Raw genomic sequence first — 19,203 nt, 5'->3', positions numbered from 1 at the left:
AGATTGCCCAGAATTCGGAGGAGCGCGCCTGCTGCCGATACTAGCAATCGCTGTGGGAGAGGACGAAGGAGAGCGACTTTGACGCAAACGATCATCTCAAGCGGCCGATCGTTGCCGCGCTCCTACATCAAGTGCACCTTCAGTGTCATCTCCGCAGCATTGACCCTGGCGCTGGCGGCTACGGTTGCGCAGGCGCAGACGTCCGGCGATTCCAAGCCGGCGTCGCTATCCACGCTGGAGTTCAACAGGAACTCCACGTCCTCATTGCCATGGTCGGACAATGCGGATTTCACAAACGCCAAGCGTGGCCTGATCGCGCGATTGCCTGATAGCGGTGTCATCAAGGACAAGAATGGCAGGATTGTTTGGGATCTCTCGAGGTTCGCTGGTTTCATCAAGGATGGCACCGCCGCGCCGGACACCGTCAATCCGAGCCTATGGCGTATGTCGCAGCTTCTGATGGAAGCTGGCCTCTATGAAGTGGTTCCAGGCGTCTATCAGGTGCGTGGCGCGGACCTGTCGAACCTGACCATCATCGAGGGTGAGCAGGGCATTACGATATACGATCCCTTGATATCGGCCGAAACCGCGCGCGCTGCACTCGACCTCTACTACCAAAACCGGCCGAGAAAACCGGTCGTGGCCGTGATCTATTCGCATTCCCACGTCGATCACGCTGGCGGCGTGCGGGGCATCGTCGACGAAGCCGACGTGAAGTCGGGCAAGGTCAGGATTTTCGCGCCCGAAGGTTTTCTCGAGAACTTCGTCGCCGAGAACCTGTTTGCAGGCCCCGCTATGGGACGCCGTGCGTCCTATATGTACGGAAACCTGGTTGCCCCCGGACCGGAGGGCTCCGTGACGGCGGGGCTGGGCGTCACGACATCGAGCGGCACAGTCACGCTGATCGCGCCGACAGATCTGATCACGAAGACCGGCGAGAAGCGCGTCATCGACGGCATTGAGTACGAGTTCCTGCTGGCGCCGGGCTCGGAGGCTCCGGCGGAGATGATGTGGTATCTGCCGAAGTTCAAGTTGATCAACACGGCCGAGGACGCCACGCGCACGATGCACAATCTCTATACGCTGCGCGGCGCCAAGACACGAGACGCGCGGCTGTGGCCGATGTACCTCAACCAGGCCCTTCAGATGTGGGGTGATAAGTATGATGTGCAGATCACGATGCACCATTGGCCCACCTGGGGGAACAACGAAATTACGCAGCTCCTGAAGGTGCAGCGCGATACCTACAAATTCATGCACGACCAGACCCTGCACTACGCGAACATGGGTTACACCATGAGGGAGCTGCCGGGCCTTGTGACGTTGCCTCAATCGCTCGCCAATCAATGGGCGAGCCAGGGTTACTATGGCACCCAAAGCCACAACGTACGTGCCGTCTACAATTTTTATCTGGGATATTTCGACGGCAACCCCGCGACCTTGAACCCGCTGCCACCGGTCGAAGTCGCAGGCAAGTATGTAGCGGCGATGGGGGGACCCGACGCTGTGATGAAGCTCGGACGCGAGGCATTCGAGAAGGGCGACTATCGATGGGGCGCCGAACTGGTGAACCATTTGGTGTTTGCCCAGCCTGACAATCAGGAGGCGAAGAATCTGCAGGCCGATATCCTGGAACAGATGGGTTATCAGGCGGAATCCGGCCCCTGGCGGGGCTTCTATCTGACAGGCGCCGATGAGCTTCGGCATGGCGTCAGGAAACGGGCGACAGGCAATCCAGCCAGCGCAGACATCGTTGCCAGCATGTCGCCCGAGCTATTGTTCGGTTACATGGGCGTGCAGCTGGATGCCAGGAAGGCGGACGGCAAGACGCTTGCGATCAACTGGATATTCCCTGACATCAATGAGAAGCACGCGCTCTTCCTGGAGAACTCCGTGCTCAATCATTGGCCCGATTACACCAACCCCAAGGCCGACGTCACCGTAACCGTGGATCGTGCCACTTTGACCAAGGTGTTGACCAAGCAGGTGTCGTTCGAGGACGCGGTCAAGACCGGGCAGGTCAAGTTTGCCGGTAACCAGGCGAAGTTCGGTGAGTTCATGAGCTATCTCGTCGATCTGAACCAATATTTCTGGTTCAACATCGTGACGCCATGACAAATAGCGTCGCAACGAGTTTGAGCGCGGAACGGAGACCTCTCACATGCCGCGGCTGGCAAATACTCTCTGACAGTTTTTGCTCAGTCTGGTCCTGTTCTGCTGCAGGCATTGTTGAACCGCGTTGTCATCCCCCAATTGCTTGCGACAGAAGCGCTGCGCATCGCGCCTGCAGGCCTGCTGCTCTTGTGGGGTGCCCATGTGCCCCTGAGCAAAAGATAGCGAAGTCTCACTCAGCAAAATGACGAGAACCAGAACAACAGAGCGCATGACGATCTCCGTATATTGATAAGCGCGAAACGTGGCCCCGCGTCCCTCGTTCTCGGTCCGTTGGAGAAACCGCGACGCTCATCGTACAAACGGGAAGAAATGGCAGTCGTTCCATCCCATGGAGCGATCAAAACAAGAATCTAGAGCTTCGGTTCTGATTCCATTGGAGCGCGATGAGATCAGGTCGAATTGCATCCGCGCTGGAGGCTGCGCTCCCTCTCCCGCTTGCGGGGGAGGGCTGGGGTGGGGGTGTCTCTGCGAGTCGTGCTGTTCTTTTGCGTGGAGAGAGCCCTCACCCGGCGCTTACGCGCCGACCTTTCCCGCAAGCGGGAGAGGTGAACGCGTGGACGGGCTGATTCAACGAAAACGCATCACGCTCTAGAACCGAAATGCTCCGGTGCCTTCGCATTGAGATCGCCCCGAGCGATGCGATTCCGATTCTGTCCACGACCCAGCAACACGAAATGATCTGCCAGGATGCAGTGTTCATGGATATGAACCGTAGCTGAACGATTGGGTATTATGTCGCAGTCCGGAACGCGGCGCTCTTTGTGGGATTGAACTCCACATCTGAGACGGAGTGTAACCATGAAGAAGTTAGCTATCGCGTTCGCTGTGAGTGCTGCCACTCTGATCGGCGGCTCGGCCGCAAATGCAGCGGATCGTCCATCGGAAAAGACCGGCAGTTATCAGAGCCAGTCCACTGATATAAGCGCCCGGGGCAGGGGCTATCACCACTATCACTACGGAATGCACCGTCATTACCCGCGCTACGGCTATCGCCATTACGGCTACCACAGGCATGGCTATCGTCCGTACTACAATAGCTACGGATATCAACGGCCCTACTACGGCGGAGGACCGGGCGTCACCTTCAGCTTCGGTAGCGGTGGCTATCGCGGCTGGTAGCAGAGAGCGAAAGCCCGCGTCGCCGCGGGCTTTCGCAGAGTCGATAGAGAGAGAAGATGCAGGCCAACCAGGGCGCGAACTCATTGACGCTATGAGTACGCGCCCTGGAGCGCGATGAGATCAGGTCGAATTGCATCCGCGATCGCTGCTGGGCTCCCTCTCCCGCTTGCGGGGGAGGGCTGGGGTGGGGGTCTCTCCGCGATTCACGCTGTCCGACCGTGTGGAGAGAGCCCTCACCCGGCGCTTACGCGCCGACCTCTCCCGCAAGCGGGAGAGGTGAAACGCGTGGACGGGCTGATTCAACCAAAACGCATCATGCCCTGGTTCGGCCTAACCCAACAAGCGGTCAGTAGTCCCAGAAGGCCGGTACCCAACGAAAGGCGTCGCCGGCGACCGCCACCCGGCCGACGGATGGGAACGGGAGGTGAGTGGCCACCAGCATCTCGCCGGTCTCGGCCAGCTCCCGCAAAAGACGGACCCGAACCCGTGCCGCTTCCTCGGGGTCGTGTTCGAAACCGTTGTGCCAGTCGGGTTGCTCGAACCCGACAGTAAACACGGCGTCGCCGGCGAACGTCAGCGCGTCGCCGCCGGACGCCAGGCGGACCACGCTGTGTCCGGGGGTGTGGCCGCCGGTGCGACGGACGACGACGCCCGGCGCCACCTCGTGCTCCTCATCGAACTGCCGCAACTGGTTGTGGTACTCCTTCGTGAACCGCTTGGCGGCCGACCGAAGCGCGTCCGGGAACCCCGGCGGCATGGCGGTGTGGGAAAAATCGGGCGACTCCCAGAATTTGACCTCGGCGGCCGCCACGTGGATCCGCAGATCCGGACGCAGCCGATCCTTCACCCCGTCGACAAGCAGCCCGCCAACGTGGTCCATGTGCATATGGGTCAGCACCACGTCGGTCACGGACGCAAGATCGATGCCGGCGGCCTCCAGTCGCTTGACCAACTGCCCGGCCCGCGGCAAGTGCAAGTCCGGGTCGGACCCTAGCCCCGCGTCGATGAGGATGGTCTTGCCGCCGCTCCGCACCACGACCGCGTTCAGCGCCCAGTCGAAAGCGTCCGGCGGCAGGAACATGTCGTCCAGCCAGGCCGCCCGGACGGCGGGGTCGGCGTTGTGTCCTAGCATTTTGGTTGGCAGCGGTAGCACCCCATCGCTGACCACCAGCACGTCAATGTCGCCGACCTGCAGCGCGTAGCGCGACGGAACCAGCTCGTCGAGCCCCGGTCTACCGAGGCGTGAGGTGTTGTCTAGGTTCATGTTTGTCTCCTGCTGACCGCCGCCTTACACACGGCATCGACGACGCTACGTTGAGGCGTGTTTGCGGTCGATTGGGTCGAAGGAGAGGGCGAACCATACCACGGTATAGGTCCTGTCGTTCAGGCTGCGGGCATCGAATAGCCGACAAACTCGTCATGACCCAGCTCGCCGAGCGCAACTCAGGGCCTTCTGGCGGGTGCAACGAACGGGTTGGATTCCGGGCTCTGTCGAAGATTCTTGTCGAAACACACATCAAGACGTTCAAGCGCTGCCGCACTTCCATCCAGCGGCAGACGGAGAGTCATCCCTTCGCCTCGAACCTCGAGAACGTTGGCGATTCGCAATCGTTCGTTGAACGGCGCGTCCGCCAGCGTGATCGTCACTGATTTCGATTCCGCCATGGCCTTCGCGTCGACCGAGCGCGAACCCGTAGACAGGCGAACGGAATAGGCTTTGCCCCGTTCAAGCCTCCATTTGGGCGAATCGAGAGATAGCAGAAGGCCTTCCTGGTTGCGTACGAACATGATGCCCAGACCATCGCTGGATCGCGTCATGGTGCAGTTCTCGAACTTATCGGCTTTATATGTTGTCGCTATCGTCCAAGGGCCGACGGCAAGCGTCTGGATGTCGGGCGGCTGTTGGGCGAGTGCCGGCTTAACGAGGATCGAAAGACAGGCAAACGCAATGGTCGCTCGCATCGTCGCCTCCATGAATGGTTGTGAATATCTGAGACAAAATGCAGTTGGCGGGAAAGATTAACGCGATCCGGCGTCAACGGTTCCGGATTGCAGCTTCTCTTCGTTCTTGACAAGTTCCCTCGCTTGCGCGCCACCATAGGCGCTCAGCAGCGCGCGGCCTTCGATTTCAATGAGGCAACGGAGTTCGCTCGGGAGATCGTCTACCTTGTAATAATCTGATAGATACGTGATCTCTGCATCAAGATCTTGAGTTCGATGACTGAAGACGAGCCCATCGACGAAATATCAATGATCGAAGCTCGGCTCGAGCACCTTGCCGGAGTCGCCGAGCGATGCAGAAAGATCATTTTGGTTTCGAAGGCGGCAATCGCAGGCGGTATCGTATTGCTGATCATTATGATCCTCGGCTTGTTCGGACCTAATCAAGTCGTTGCCATTGGATCGATAGCCCTGGTGCTGGGCGGAATCGTATCGCTCGGATCGAACGTCAGTACGTTGCAACAGACGTCGGCCGCCATAAGCGCCGCGGAGTTGGCCCGTTCCGAGCTGATCGACAGGATCGACCTCAAGCTGATCGGTGAGAGCGCACCAAGTTGAGGTGTGCGACCGCCTGAGATGGGTCGGCAGGCCGCGTGCTGCAGGGACGGCGTGCTGAGAAACGTCAGCTCCTCTGCGTGTAGAGCAGCGGCACCGCGGAATCCACGACCACCTCGACCAGGCTCGTGCCGTCATGCGAAAGCCCGTGCTTCAACGCAGCCGGAAGCTCCGCGGCTTTCGTCACGCGTACCGCGTGGCAGCCCATGCCTTCGGCGATCTTGACGAAATCGATATCGGGCAATTCGAGTCCCGGCACGTTACGCACCTGCATCACCTGGCTGAACGAGCGCATCGCGCCGTAGCCGAGGTTGTTCAGCACCACCACCGTCATCGGCAGCTTGCGCTGCGCCGCGGTCCATAGCGCCTGGATCGAATACATCGCCGAGCCGTCGCCGATCAGGCAGACGATGCGACAATTAGTGCGGCCGAGCGCCATGCCGACCGCGGCCGGCAGGCTATAGCCGAGGCCGCCGCTCGCCATGGTGTAGAAACTGTCCTGCCCGCGCATCGGCATGAACTTCTGCATCGCGAGGCGATGCGAGGGAGCCTCTTCCACCAGCACGTCATCCGGCCCCATCGCGGCGACAAGCGAATGCATCAGGAATTCGGCGGCGATCGGATCGCCGGGTGCGGGTGCCGGCGGCAGCACGCGGCCCGCGGGCACGGCGCGCTTGGTCTCGGGCAACAATTCGAGCAGCATTGCAAGCGATGGCTTGATCGTGCCGATGATGCTGTTGCCGACCGGCGTGAACGATGCTGCGTTTGCATCGTCGGTGATCTGGAACAGCGTGGTCGCGCCGTCGAAGATCGCGGCGTGGCCCTCGACATGGAAGGTGAACACCGGCGCGCCGATCACGACCACGAGGTCGTGCCCGCGCAGCGCTTCCGACAATTGCCCGGGGGAAGCGTGCAGGAAGCCGGCGAATTGCGGATGCCGCTCCGGGAATGAGCAGCGCGCCGAGAACGGGCTCGCCCACACCAGTGCTTTCGTCTTTTCCGCGACCTTGACCATGAGCTGGACGGCCTGCGCGCGGTCGACGGCGGGGCCGACCACGAGGGCAGGGTGCTTGCTTTCGGCGAGCGCCGCGACCAGCGCTTTCATTGCCGTGAGATCAGGCCCGATCTCGCGGCTGATCTCGCGCACCTCGACCGGTTGCGTCGGTCGGTTCCAGTCGTCGACCGGCACCGAGACGAAGGTCGGCCCGCAGGGCGGCTGCATCGCGATGTAATAGGCGCGCGCGATCGCGGCCGGCACGTCCTCTGGCCGCGCCGGCTCGACGGCCCATTTCACATAGGGCTGCGGGAATTCGGTGGCGCGCTCGGCGTAGAGGAATGGCTGCAGTGGCAGGATCGAGCGCGCCTGCTGGCCGGCCGTGATCACAAGCGGCGTCTGATTGCGGTAGGCATTGAAGACATTGCCGAGCGCGTGACCGACGCCGGCCGCCGAATGCAGATTGACGAAGCCCGCGTTCCGTGTCGCCTGCGCATAGCCATCGGCCATGCCGACGACGGAGGATTCCTGCAGTCCCAGCACATAGTCGATGTCGTCGGGCCAGTCGCTCAGGAACGGCAATTCGGTCGAGCCGGGATTGCCGAACACGCGTCTGATGCCGAAGGCGCGGAGCAGGCCGAACGTCGCGTCCTTGACCGTGACGGCCTTGCTGTTCGTGGCGGCGGGTTTGCGGGACGACATCAGGCGATTCTCCCAGTTTTATTTTTTCGTCATCGCGAGCGCTCACAATGACGACTTTCTACCACGTCGCAGTGCCCTTCATCGTCGGCTGCCCTTCCGAATTCGCGGTCCACAGGTCCAGGCCTTCGCCATTCTCATTGGCATTGACCGAGAACTCGCTGCCTTCGAACAACGGCTGCACGCCGCGATAGACGAACTTCTTCGGCGGCGTTCCGCCATGAAGCTTTGCCGCCAGTTCGATGATGAACGCGGCCTGCAGCGGCCCGTGGAAGATCAGGCCGGGATATCCCTCGACCTTGGTGACGTAGTCGCGGTCGTAATGGATGCGGTGGCCGTTGAAGGTCAGCGCCGAATAGCGGAACAGCAGCACCGGATCGGCCATGTGGCTCTCGCGGTGCTTCGCCACCGGCGGCGGGGGCGGCGCCTTCGCGGATGCGGCCGATGGCGTGCTCGTCATCTCGCGATAGACGATGTCCTGCCGCTCGCGGATCGCGAGCCCGCGCGGCGTCGTCACTTCGTGCTGGACGGAGACGAAGCACAGCGTGCCGGTCGAGCCGCTCTTTAAATTCACATCGGTGATGCGCGAGATCCGCTTCGGCTCGTCGCCGACGCGCAGCGCATCGAAGAATTCGAGCTCGCCGCCGGCCCACATCCGGCGCGGCAGCGGCACCGGCGGCAGGAAGCCGCCGCGGGTCGGGTGGCCATCGGGGCCGAGCTGCGACATCGGAAACACCGGTTGCGCCAGGCACCAATGCACCGTGAACGGCGCGGCATCGCCCGTCTTCGGCTCGCCGATCTCCTGGAACAGTGTCGCGCGCAGGCCCTTCACGAGCTGCGCGGTGACGATGTCGGAGGCTTCCTGGCTGCGGCCGATCCATTGCCGCAAGTGATCGAGGTCGAGTTGTTCGCTCATGACGATTTGGCCCGGGCAGGAGAGGATGTCGCGGCGCTGGTCTGCTCGCCGATCGCCGGCACCGCGCCATAGTGGCGCGGTTCGCCGACGACGATCGCAGCCGGCGCCGGGTAGGCGACGCGGCCGTTCGGCGTGTCGACCTCGATCCGGCGCAGATGCGGATGGTGCGCGAGATCGGCCATGGTGTTGACCTCGGCGAAAGCGATGTCGGCATCTGCCAATTTCTGCAACAGCTCGTCGCGCGTCAGCTTTGCAAAGGCGTCGCCGACGGTCTGGTCGGTCAGCGCACGGTTGCGCACGCGCTCGACCATGTTGGCGAAGCGTGGATCGTCCGGCAGCTCCGGCTGTCCCAGCACCTCGGCGCACAGCTTCTTCCATTCCCGCTCGCTCTGGATCGAGATCAGGATCTCCTTGCCGTCGCTGGAGCGGAACACGCCGTAAGGCGCGATCGAAGGATGGGCGAGGCCCATGCGCTGCGGCGGCTTGCCGTCCTCGGCATTGAGCAGCGGCACCGTCAGCCAGTCCGCCATCACATCGAACATGGAGATGCGGATGTCGGCTCCCTTGCCGGTGCGGCCGCGCGCGATCAGCGCTTCCAGGATCGCGGCATGCGCCGTCGCACCGGTCGCAACGTCGACGATCGACATGCCGACGCGCGAGGAGCCTTCCGGCCCGCCGGTGATCGAGGCAAGCCCGCTCTCCGCCTGTATCAGAAGATCATAGGCCTTGCGCTGCGCATACGGCCCTTCATCGCCATAGCCCGTGATGGTGCAGCAGATCAGCTTCGGATAATCCTTGCGCAGCCGCGCGAGCGTGAAGCCGAGCTTGTCCATCGAGCCCGGCTTCAAATTCTGCAACAGCACGTCGGCGCCCGCGATCAATTCTTCCAGCGCGCCGCGGCCTTCCTTGGTCGCCAGATCGACCACGACCGAATCCTTGCCGCGGTTGAGCCAGACGAAATAGCTGCTCTGGCCCTTGGCGGCGGCGTCATAGCCGCGGGCGAAGTCGCCCTCGGGCCGTTCGATCTTGATCACATGCGCGCCGGCATCGGCCAGGCGAGACGAGCAGAACGGCGCGGCCACCGCCTGTTCGACGGCGATGACGGTCAGTCCCTCGAGCGGCAGCATGCATCTCACCTCAGTAGGAGCGGGGCATGCCGAGCACATGCTCGGCGACGAAGGACAGGATCAGATTGGTCGAGATCGGCGCCACCTGGTACAGCCGGGTCTCGCGGAACTTGCGCTCGACGTCGTATTCCTCCGCGAAGCCGAAGCCGCCATGCGTCTGCACGCAGGCATTCGCCGCTTCCCAGGACGCATCCGCCGCCAGCATCTTGGCCATATTGGCTTCCGCGCCGCAATCGAGTCCGGCTTCATACTTGCGGGTCGCTTCCTTCACCATCAGTTCAGCCGCGCGCATCGAGGCGTAGGCTTTCGCGATCGGGAATTGGATGCCTTGATTCTGGCCGATCGGCCGGCCGAACACGACGCGCTCCTTGGCGTAGTTCGTCGCCTTATTGATGAACCATTTGGCGTCGCCGATGCATTCGGCCGCGATCAGGATGCGCTCGGCGTTCATGCCGGAGAGGATGTAGCGAAAACCCTTGCCTTCGTCGCCGATCAGGTTCTCCGCCGGCACCCGCATGTCGGTGAAGAATACTTCCGTCGTCGCGTGGTTCATCATGGTCCTGATGGGACGGATCTCCAGCCCCTTGCCCTTGACCTCGCGCATGTCGACGATGAACACCGACAGGCCGTCGGTGCGCTTCCTGGCATGTTCTTTCGGCGTGGTGCGCGCGAGCAGGATCATCAGGTCGGAATGCTCGGCGCGGCTGGTCCAGATCTTCTGGCCGTTGACGACGTAGTGGTCGCCATCGCGCTTTGCAAAAGTCTTCAGCGACGACGTATCGGTGCCGCTGGTCGGCTCGGTCACGCCAAAGGCCTGCAGCCGCAATTCGCCGCTCGCGACCTTCGGCAGATACTTCGCCTTCTGCTCGGCATTGCCGTGTCGCAACACCGTGCCCATCGTATACATCTGCGCGTGGCAGCCGCCGCCGTTGCACCCCGCGCGCTGGATCTCCTCCAGGATCGCCGCCGCCGCGGAAAGCTTCAGTCCGGCGCCGCCATATTCCTCGGGGATCAGCACCGAGAGATAGCCGGCCTCGGTCAACGCATCGACGAATTCCTTCGGATACGCCATCTGCCGATCGAGCTTGCGCCAGTATTCGCCGGGAAACTGCGCGCAGAGTTTTGCCACTGCATCGCGGATGTCGGAAAGGTCGTCATGTTGTTCTTGTGCGGTCATCGGAAATCACCGGCGCGTTCGTTTAAGGGATGGTGGATGTGAAAGGCGCGGCGGACCATTGTGGCGCCGGCGTAAACTCCCTATGCTCTTTTGTTATAGCGTATGAAGTAGCATTCCAAGATTGGCAAGCATGGATTTCCGCCAGCTTAGGACGTTTACCTGCGTCGCGGAACTCGGGAGCCTGAGCAAGGCCTCCGACACGCTGCGCATAGCTCAGCCGGCGCTGAGCCGGCAGATCAAGCTGCTCGAGCACGAGCTGCGCACTGAGTTGTTCACGCGGAACGGCCGCGGCATGGTGCTGACCGATGCCGGTCGCCTGTTGCTCGCGCGCACCTCCGGCATCGTCCGCCAGGTCGACCAGATCCGCGACGACCTCCAGTCGGCGCAGGGCCCGCCGTCGGGGCGCGTGGTGCTCGGCCTGGTGCCGACCGTGAGCTGCGTGCTTTCGGCGCGCTTCGCCCGCCGCTGCGTGGAAAACTTCCCCGGCATCTCGCTGCGCATCGTCGAGAGCTATAGCGGCCACCTGATCGAATGGCTGCACCGCGGCGAGATGGATATCTCGATCATCTACGGCCGCACCGCCGACCTGCATCTTGCGGTGCAGCCGCTCGGCCGCGACCAGATTGTCGCGGTCGGCCCTCGCGGCTGCGGCCTGTCGCGCAGGAAGCAGATCGAGATCGGCTGGCTCTTGCGCCAGCGCCTGGTGCTGCCCAGTCATTCGCATGGGCTCCGCGCCCTGATCGAGCACGCCGCGGCGCTCAAGAAGATCAAGCTCGACGTCCAGCTCGAGGCGGATTCCTTTCGCGTGCTCACCAGCCTGGTCGAGGAGGGGCTCGGCTTTGCGTTGTTGCCGCCTTCGTCGGTGCGGAGCGAAGTCGCCGACGGCCGGCTGGAAGCCGCGGCGATCGCAAAGCCGCTGTCGCGCGATCTCGTCATTGCCTCTCCGATCGACCGCCCGGCCTCGATCGCGACCACCGCCGTCACCACGCTGCTGCGTGAGGAGGTCGTCGCCTGCCGCAAGGAAGGCCTCTGGGACATCAAGCTGGCATAACGCCGTTGCGGTGCGTGCCAACAACGGAAGACTTAAGGTATGCCCGCGCGGTCTTCCCTTCGCATCTGGTGCAGGCTGTCATGCCGGCTTTTTATAGCGGCGAGACGAGTCCGTAGCCCGGATGGAGCGAAGCGCAATCCGGGGGCTTTTTCCGCGGACGGAACGGTCCCGGATTACGCTTCGCTCCATCCGGGCTACACGCTCCTTGCAATGACGGTCACCCCGGGATGCGCACCGGCAGGGCCTCATAGCCCTTGATGAAGCTTGAATAGATCCGCTTGGGGTCGCCGACCACCTCGATGCGGTCGAACCGCTTCAGCATCTCCTGCCAGATGATCTTCAATTGCAGCTCCGCGAGCCGCATGCCGACGCAACGGTGGATGCCGAAGCCGAACGACAGATGCGTGCGCGGACGCGGCCGGTCGATAGTGAACTCGTTGGGACGGTCGATCACTTCTTCGTCGCGGTTGCCGGAGACATACCACATCACGACGCGATCGCCCTTCCTGATCTTCTTGCCGCCGATCTCGGTATCTTCAAGCGCGGTGCGCCGCATATGGGCGAGCGGCGTCTGCCAGCGGATCACTTCCGGCACCATCGAGTCGATCAATTCGGGGTTTTCGCGGAGCTTCTGGTATTGGTCCGGGTTCTCGTTCAGCGCCAGCACCGAGCCGGTCATGGTGTTGCGCGTGGTGTCGTTGCCGCCGACGATGAGCAGGATGAGGTTGCCCATGAGGTTGTCGGGGTCCATGTGCCGCGTCGCGTCGCTATGCGCCATCATCGACAACAGATCGTTGCGCGGCGCCGAGTTGGCGCGCTCGTTCCAGAGTTTGGCGAAATAGGCGTAGCATTCGTCCATCTCTTTCCGCCGCTGCTCCGCCGATTCGACGATGCCGCTCTTGGGCAGCGCGGTGGCGACGTCGGACCAGCGCGTCAGCTTGCGCCGCTCCTCCCAGGGGAAGTCGAACAGCGTCGCCAGCATCTGCGTGGTCAATTCGATCGAGACCCGGTCGACGAAGTTGAAGGTCTCGTTGCGCGGCAGGCCGTCCAGCACCCTTTGCGAACGCTCGCGGATCAGCTTGGCAAGCTCGTCCAGATGCGTCGGCGTGAACATCGGCGACACCGTCTTGCGCTGCGCCGAGTGTCTCGGCTGGTCCATCGCGATGAAGCTCGGCCAGTCATAGCCGACCGGCATGTCGCGGATGCCGATGCCGCCCAGGCTCGCATCGGAGGAGAAGATGCCGTGGTTGGTGTCGACATGCATGATGTCGTTGTACTTGGTGACCGACCAATAGGGCTCGATCGGCGCGTTGGTGCAGTAATGCACCGGCTCTTCCTTGCGGAGCAGCTCGAACCATGGCTGCCAGGTGTCGTTCTGGAACAGCCTTGGCGCACCGGGATGGAAATCCTTCAGCGGCGTCGAATAGGCCTCCTCGCGCGCCAGGCGCATCAGTTCATTCTTGTCGACCCTGACTGAAGTCTGCACGTTCATTGCTGTCAGCTCCTTGAAAGCGCTAGCCTGCGATGCGGACCGGCAGCGTCTCATATCCCTTGATGAAGCTCGAATACACGCGCTTCGACTCCTCTACCACCTCGATCGTGTCGAAGCGCTTCAGGATCTCTTCCCAGATGATCTTCAACTGCAATTCGGCAAGTCTGAGGCCGACGCAGCGATGAATGCCGAAGCCAAACGAAATGTGAGTGCGGGGACGGGCACGGTCAATGATGAACTCGTAGGGGCGGTCGATCACTTCTTCGTCGCGGTTGCCCGAGACGTACCACATCACGACCTTGTCACCCTTCCGGATTTGCTTGCCGTGGAACTCGATGTCGGCGAGCGCGGTGCGGCGCATATGCGCCAGCGGCGTCTGCCAGCGGATCACCTCGGGCACGAAACTGTCGATCAAATCGGGATTTTGCTTCAGCTTCTCATACTGGTCCGGATTCCGGCTCAGCGCATAGATGCTGCCGGAGAGCGTGTTCCGCGTGGTGTCGTTGCCGCCGACGATCAACAGGATCAGATTGCCGAGGAAGTTCTTCGGGTCCATGTCTCGGGTCGCCGGGCTGTGCGCCATCATCGAGAGCAGGTCGCTCTTCGGCGGCTGCTCGATCCGTTCCTTCCACAGCCGCGAGAAATAGCTGGCGCATTCCATCAGCTCTGCCTGCCGCTCGTCCTCGGTCGCGACCAGCCCGCCGGCGCCCGGAAGCGTGGTGGCGACGTCGGACCAGCGCGTCAGCTTGCGCCGGTCCTCCCAGGGGAAATCGAACAGCACGGCCAGCATCTGCGTGGTCAATTCGATCGAGACCTTGTCGACCCAGTCGAACACGTCGCCGCGCGGCAAATTGTCGAGGCATTCGGTCGAGCGCTTGCGGATGTTGATCGCGAGCTCGTCGAGATGGGTCGGCGTGAACATCGGCGCCACGGTCCGGCGTTGCGCCGAATGCCGCGGCTGGTCCATCGCGATGAAGCTCTCGCGGCGCAGATCGGGGGCGATATCGCGGATGGTGATGCCACCAAGTGACGCGGCTGAGGAGAACATCGAATGGTTGGTCTCGATCTCCATGATGTCGTTGTATTTGGTCACCGACCAATAAGGCCCGAACAGGCTGTCCCGGCAATAGTGCACCGGTTCCTCCTGGCGCAACCGGTCGAAATAGGGCCAGAACGAATCGGTGCGGAACAGTTCGGGATCGCCGGGATCGAATTGATCCAGCGGGATCGAATAGGCCCGCTCGCGGGCGGCCTCCCGGGCTTCGTTCTCGAGGCGATTGATCGTCCCGTGCATAGTGCATCTCCTTGGATCGGCCCGGCCTGGTTGTTCCATCGGGCGCATTTTTGGGGAATTACAACCCGCCACGCCGCGCAGGGCAAGGGCGAGTTTGGCACATTTGGCCGCATCGGCGTCCACCTCGCCCCGCTAGCGGGGAGAGGTCGGATCGCGTCGCAGATGCGATCCGGGTGAGGGGAGCCTCCGCGAGTCGTTTTTCACCGTCTTCGCGGAGAGCCCCTCACCCCAACCCTCTCAGGGCGAGCTCTGCTCGTCCCGGCCCCGCAAGAGCGGGGAGAGGGAGAGAAACAGGCCCCGTGACAAGCCGCCACGCAGCGAATAAGCCTAGGGCAACAAGCCATTCTGGAGGCGCCCGACCATGATTCCCAACGCGCAACGGATGTTCAATTTCGACCTGGGCGAGACCGCGGATGCGATCCGCGAGACCGTGTGCGATTTCGCGAGCAACGAGGTCGCCCCACGCGCAGCCGAGATCGACCGCACCAACCAGTTTCCGCGCGACCTCTGGCCGAAGATCGGCGCGCTCGGGCTGCACGGCATCACGGTCGAGGAGGAATATGGCGGCTCCGGCCTCGGCTATCTCGAGCACTGCATCGCGGTAGAGGAGATCTCGCGCGCGTCCGCTTCCGTCGGCCTGTCCTACGGCGCCCATTCCAACCTCTGCGTCAACCAGATCCGCCGCAACGGCAACGAGGCGCAGAAGCGGAAATATCTACCCAAGCTGATCTCGGGCGAGCATGTCGGCTCGCTCGCGATGTCCGAGCCGAGCGCCGGAAGCGACGTGGTTTCGATGAAGACCCGCGCCGAGAAGAAGGGCGACCGCTTCGTGCTGAACGGCAACAAGATGTGGATCACCAACGGCCCCGTCGCCGACACGCTGGTGGTCTATGCCAAGACCGATCCCAGCGGAGGCCCGCGCGGCATCACCGCCTTCATCATTGAAAAAGGCATGAAAGGATTCTCTACCGCGCAGAAACTCGACAAGCTCGGCATGCGCGGCTCCGACACCTGCGAACTCGTGTTCGAGGATTGCGAGGTGCCGGAGGAGAACGTGCTCAGCGAGGTCGGCCGCGGTGTGAACGTCTTGATGAGTGGCCTCGACTATGAGCGCGCGGTGCTGGCGGCGGGTCCGATCGGCATCATGCAGGCCTGCATGGACGTGGTGATGCCCTATGTTCACGAGCGCAAGCAGTTCGGCCAGCCGATCGGCGCTTTCCAGCTCGTGCAGGGCAAGGTCGCCGACATGTACACCACGATGAACGCCTCGCGCGCCTATGTCTATGCGGTGGCGAAAGCCTGCGACCGCGGCGAGACCACCCGCGAGGACGCCGCCGGCGCGATCCTCTATGCCGCCGAGAAGGCGACGCAATGTGCGCTCGATGCCATCCAGCTGCTCGGCGGCAACGGCTACATCAACGACTATCCGACCGGCCGCCTGCTGCGCGACGCCAAGCTCTACGAGATCGGCGCCGGCACCAGCGAAATCCGCCGCATGCTGATCGGCCGCGAACTGTTCGAGAAGACCGCGTAGCCAGCGAGCTGCGTAGCCCGGGTGGAGCGAAGCGCAACCCGGGTCTGTGTCCGCGTTCACCAGCGCCCCGGGTTACGCTCCGCTTCACCCGGGCTACGGCCTGTCGCCGCAAATCGCCCTCGTCATTCCGGGGGGCGCCCCTCTTGGCGTGAGCCCGGAATCCATCTCTCCTCCTGCACAAGTGGTGCTTCGCGTCGCCCCGGAATGACGGGCACGGGGTACCTCTATCCATCTACCCGGCAGCTAAATCGCGTCGCGCTCGACTTCCCCCCTGAAATCTCGATCACACTTCCTTTGCTAAATCTGTGGTTCTGTGCGCGCCGCAGAGACTGCCTGGAGTTGATTCCCGTGAACGAGATGAGCTGGACCCCGATTGGGCCGCCGCAACCGCCGCCCCTGCCTGTCCCGCCGCCGATGCCGGTGGCGTTCACCGGCAGCCGCGGTGAGTTCTTCGCGCTGGTCAGGCGTGGCGCCATGCTCGAATTGGTCACGCTCGGGTTCTACCGGTTCTGGCTCGTCACCGACATGCGCCGTCACCTCTGGTCGAACACCGAGATCGACGGCGACGCCGCCGAATATACCGGCCGTGGCAAGGAGCTTCTGATCGGCTTCCTGGTCGCGCTCGCGATCCTGGTGCCCGTTTACCTCGCTTACTTCCTGGTCGGCCTCGAGGCCGAGCGCGCCCAGGCTTTCGCCAGCATTCCGCTGGTGGCGTTCTTCTATCTGTTCGGACAGTTCGCGATCTTCCGGGCGCGTCGCTATCGCCTGACGCGGACGGTGTGGCGCGGTGTGCGGTTCTGGATGAGCGGCTCGGGCTGGGCCTATGCCGGCCTGGCGGCGCTGTGGGGGCTCCTGGTCGTCGTCACTCTCGGCCTGCTGCTGCCGTGGCGCGCCGCGGCGCTCGAGCGCTACAAGATGCGCCATTCCTATTACGGCGACCTGCAGGGCAAGTTCGAGGGGCGCGGCTGGGAGTTTTTCAAGCGCGGCTGGTGGCTTTGGCTGCTGGTGCCGGTCGCATTCTATCTCTCGCCGCTCGCGCCCTTCATCTATGGCGCCTACAAGGCGGTCGAATGGCAATGGTGGTTGTCCGGCATCCGCTTCGGCGGTGTGCGGCTGGAATCGACGCTGAAGCGCGGCGCGCTGTTCGGGCTCTATTGCAAGGTGATCGGCTGGATCATCGTGCTCGGCCTCGTCTTCGCGGCCTGGCTCGCGCTGTCGGCCGTGCTGGTCGCCAGCATGGACGCAACGCCGCTCAAGGAATTCTTCGCGACGCAGGCATTTGCCAGGAGTATTCCGTTCCTGGTGTTCCTGGGCCTTGGCTATGTCCTGTTCGCGCTGGCTATCAACGTCGTGATCCGCGTCTATCTGATGCGCGATCTCTGGGTGAAGGTGCTGGGATCGACGATCGTCCATGGCATCGAGGCGACGGCCAACGTCTCCGCCCGAGGTGAACTCGCGAACGCGCTCGGCGAAGGTTTCGCCGACGGCCTCGATGTCGGGGGCTTTTGACCCATGAGCGGCGGGATGGACAGCGGGCTGAGCGCCGCCGTCTATTTCGACGGCACGTCGAGCAAGCGACGCATGGTCACGCCGCGTCTTGCCGAGGCGCTCGAGATTGAGGAGGACGGACAGCGGCTCGCCGCCTGGCCTTATGCCGATATTCGCCGCGCCGACAGTCCGTCCGGCAAGCTGCGGCTTTCCTGCGTATCGGCGCCGGCGCTGGCGCGGCTCGAGATCCGCGATGCCACGCTCGCGGCCGAGATCATCGCGCGCTGCGACAAGCTCGACGAGCATTTGCTAGGCGGCCGCGGTGTTGCGACCATCGTCGGCTGGTCGTTGGCGGCGACCGTGTCGATCATCCTGGTCGTGCTGTTCGGCGTGCCGCTTGCCGCCGACCGGCTGGCGGCGTTGGTGCCGGCCTCGTTCGAGCGACGACTCGGCGAAGTCGCCGACAGCCAGGTGAAGATGGTGTTCGGCGGCAAGCCGTGCGGCAACCCCGCGGGCCAGCGCGCGTTTGAAAAACTCGTCAACACGCTGCGCCAATCCGCCGGCATGGACACTTCGGTGCAATCGGGCGTGCTCTCGACTTCGATCCCGAACGCCTTCGCACTGCCGGGCGGCAGGGTCTATGTCCTGAATGGATTGCTCGCGAAGTCCGAAAATGTCGACGAACTCGCGGGCATCCTCGCCCACGAAATCGGCCATCTCCAGCATCGCGACGGCCTGCGCGGCATGATCCACAACGGCGGCACCTCGTTTCTGATCGGCCTTTTGTTCGGCGACATCACCGGCTCCGGCGCGGTGATCTTCGCCTCTCGGACGCTGGTGAACGCATCGCATTCCCGCGAAGCCGAACAGAACGCCGACAGTTTCGCGATCGAGACCATGCACCGGCTCGGCCGGCCGACCAAGCCGATGGGCGAATTGATGTTCCGCATCACCGGCAAGGAAGGCGACAAGGCCCTGTCGCTGATCGCAAGCCATCCCATGACCGAAGACCGCCTCGCCCGCATGGCCCGCGAAGACCGCCCCGCCAGCGGCCCACCATTGTTGACCGCGGAAGAGTGGCGCGCGCTGAAGTCGATCTGCAGCGCCGGCACCAGGCTCTGACGCTCATTGTCGTCATTGCGAGCGAAGCCAAGCAATCCATGCTTCCGCTCGCGGCGCTATGGATTGCTTCGCTGCGCTCGCAATGACGATGTGGCTAGCTTGGGTGCGACATAACAACCCGACAGGCAAATCAGCCAAAGTCTGTCCAGCCCTCGCAGAAAAAACATTCCGCTTCCGTCGTCGGGCAAATCAGTGATTTAACTCCGCGCGTCTCACGGCGGATGAGGGGCGGGTCGCGATCGTCACGAACGTTGCGGTGAGGTGCGGTGGACGCGATGGGTGTGACTGACGAGCACGCGCATCACGGACGGCGAAGTCGTGTGGTCCTGGCGCCCCGACGCTGGCGCTAAGTCCTGGGGGATGGAAACATCCCTAAGGGTGACGGTGGCAAGAAAGCCCGGTCACCGGGGAGAGCACGAAGTAAGCCGTAAACCATCGCGCAGGGAAAGCCGGAATGCT

At 63.0% G+C, this 19,203-nt stretch carries 16 protein-coding genes; 7 read left to right on the top strand and 9 right to left on the bottom strand.

Going from position 1 to position 19,203, the window contains the following annotated elements; all coding sequences use genetic code 11:
- Positions 1 to 78 precede the first annotated feature (78 nt).
- Positions 79 to 2,115: an alkyl sulfatase dimerization domain-containing protein gene (locus tag K288_RS0128450; protein ID WP_244443285.1), complete on the top strand. Its 2,037-nt coding sequence runs from the start codon at positions 79 to 81 to the stop codon at positions 2,113 to 2,115.
- 42 nt (positions 2,116 to 2,157) lie between these two features.
- Here the strand turns inward: K288_RS0128450 and K288_RS0128445 are convergent, their stop codons facing one another.
- Entirely contained in the window at positions 2,158 to 2,385 is a 228-nt protein-coding gene (locus tag K288_RS0128445; protein ID WP_027582620.1) for a hypothetical protein, read from the bottom strand.
- 588 nt (positions 2,386 to 2,973) lie between these two features.
- Between K288_RS0128445 and K288_RS0128435 the strand changes: the two genes are divergently transcribed.
- Positions 2,974 to 3,294, top strand: a complete 321-nt coding sequence (locus K288_RS0128435; RefSeq protein ID WP_027582619.1) for a hypothetical protein — start codon at positions 2,974 to 2,976, stop codon at positions 3,292 to 3,294.
- Between the two features lie 346 nt (positions 3,295 to 3,640).
- Here K288_RS0128435 and K288_RS0128430 read toward each other — a convergent pair whose 3' ends face one another.
- Both K288_RS0128430 and K288_RS0128425 read right to left on the bottom strand, forming a co-directional pair.
- A complete protein-coding gene (locus K288_RS0128430; RefSeq protein WP_027582618.1) occupies positions 3,641 to 4,558 on the bottom strand; it encodes an MBL fold metallo-hydrolase in 918 nt (305 codons plus the stop codon).
- A 179-nt stretch (positions 4,559 to 4,737) separates the two neighbouring features.
- A complete protein-coding gene (locus K288_RS0128425; RefSeq protein ID WP_152535713.1) occupies positions 4,738 to 5,256 on the bottom strand; it encodes a hypothetical protein in 519 nt (172 codons plus the stop codon).
- A 255-nt stretch (positions 5,257 to 5,511) separates the two neighbouring features.
- On the opposite strand from K288_RS0128425, the gene K288_RS0128415 reads away from it, so the two are divergent.
- Positions 5,512 to 5,853, top strand: a complete 342-nt coding sequence (locus K288_RS0128415; RefSeq protein ID WP_027582616.1) for a hypothetical protein — start codon at positions 5,512 to 5,514, stop codon at positions 5,851 to 5,853.
- 64 nt (positions 5,854 to 5,917) lie between these two features.
- On the opposite strand, the gene mdlC is transcribed toward K288_RS0128415, so the two are convergent.
- Genes mdlC through K288_RS0128395 form a run of 4 tightly spaced genes read right to left on the bottom strand, consistent with a single transcriptional unit; the run spans position 5,918 to position 10,763 of the window.
- A complete protein-coding gene (gene mdlC, locus K288_RS0128410; protein ID WP_027582615.1) occupies positions 5,918 to 7,546 on the bottom strand; it encodes a benzoylformate decarboxylase in 1,629 nt (542 codons plus the stop codon).
- A 58-nt stretch (positions 7,547 to 7,604) separates the two neighbouring features.
- The gene (locus K288_RS0128405; RefSeq protein ID WP_027582614.1) at positions 7,605 to 8,459 is read right to left on the bottom strand and encodes a MaoC family dehydratase N-terminal domain-containing protein; all 855 of its coding nucleotides are present in this window, start codon (positions 8,457 to 8,459) and stop codon (positions 7,605 to 7,607) included.
- Entirely contained in the window at positions 8,456 to 9,586 is a 1,131-nt protein-coding gene (locus K288_RS0128400) for a CaiB/BaiF CoA-transferase family protein (protein ID WP_027582613.1), read from the bottom strand. Before K288_RS0128400 ends, K288_RS0128405 begins: the two co-directional genes overlap by 4 nt.
- A gap of 10 nt (positions 9,587 to 9,596) precedes the next feature.
- Positions 9,597 to 10,763: an acyl-CoA dehydrogenase family protein gene (locus K288_RS0128395; protein WP_027582612.1), complete on the bottom strand. Its 1,167-nt coding sequence runs from the start codon at positions 10,761 to 10,763 to the stop codon at positions 9,597 to 9,599.
- Between the two features lie 130 nt (positions 10,764 to 10,893).
- On the opposite strand from K288_RS0128395, the gene K288_RS0128390 reads away from it, so the two are divergent.
- Positions 10,894 to 11,814 carry a LysR substrate-binding domain-containing protein gene (locus tag K288_RS0128390; protein ID WP_027582611.1) on the top strand — a complete coding sequence of 307 codons (921 nt, stop codon included), beginning with the start codon at positions 10,894 to 10,896 and terminating at the stop codon, positions 11,812 to 11,814.
- A 217-nt stretch (positions 11,815 to 12,031) separates the two neighbouring features.
- Here the strand turns inward: K288_RS0128390 and K288_RS0128385 are convergent, their stop codons facing one another.
- Both K288_RS0128385 and K288_RS0128380 read right to left on the bottom strand, forming a co-directional pair.
- Positions 12,032 to 13,306: a cytochrome P450 gene (locus tag K288_RS0128385; protein ID WP_027582610.1), complete on the bottom strand. Its 1,275-nt coding sequence runs from the start codon at positions 13,304 to 13,306 to the stop codon at positions 12,032 to 12,034.
- Between the two features lie 22 nt (positions 13,307 to 13,328).
- Positions 13,329 to 14,600: a cytochrome P450 gene (locus K288_RS0128380; RefSeq protein WP_027582609.1), complete on the bottom strand. Its 1,272-nt coding sequence runs from the start codon at positions 14,598 to 14,600 to the stop codon at positions 13,329 to 13,331.
- A gap of 361 nt (positions 14,601 to 14,961) precedes the next feature.
- Between K288_RS0128380 and K288_RS0128375 the strand changes: the two genes are divergently transcribed.
- From K288_RS0128375 to K288_RS0128365, 3 genes are all read left to right on the top strand, one after another.
- Entirely contained in the window at positions 14,962 to 16,134 is a 1,173-nt protein-coding gene (locus K288_RS0128375; protein WP_027582608.1) for an isovaleryl-CoA dehydrogenase, read from the top strand.
- Positions 16,135 to 16,491: 357 nt separating this feature from the next.
- Positions 16,492 to 17,643, top strand: a complete 1,152-nt coding sequence (locus K288_RS0128370; protein WP_027582607.1) for a DUF898 family protein — start codon at positions 16,492 to 16,494, stop codon at positions 17,641 to 17,643.
- A gap of 15 nt (positions 17,644 to 17,658) precedes the next feature.
- On the top strand, positions 17,659 to 18,744 hold the full coding sequence (locus K288_RS0128365; RefSeq protein WP_027582606.1) for a M48 family metallopeptidase: 1,086 nt from the start codon (positions 17,659 to 17,661) through the stop codon (positions 18,742 to 18,744).
- Positions 18,745 to 19,203: the final 459 nt, after the last annotated feature.

Origin of the sequence: Bradyrhizobium sp. Ai1a-2 (assembly GCF_000426245.1) — a bacterium.
Classification (GTDB): domain Bacteria; phylum Pseudomonadota; class Alphaproteobacteria; order Rhizobiales; family Xanthobacteraceae; genus Bradyrhizobium.
This window is presented reverse-complemented; position numbering and strand designations above follow the sequence as displayed.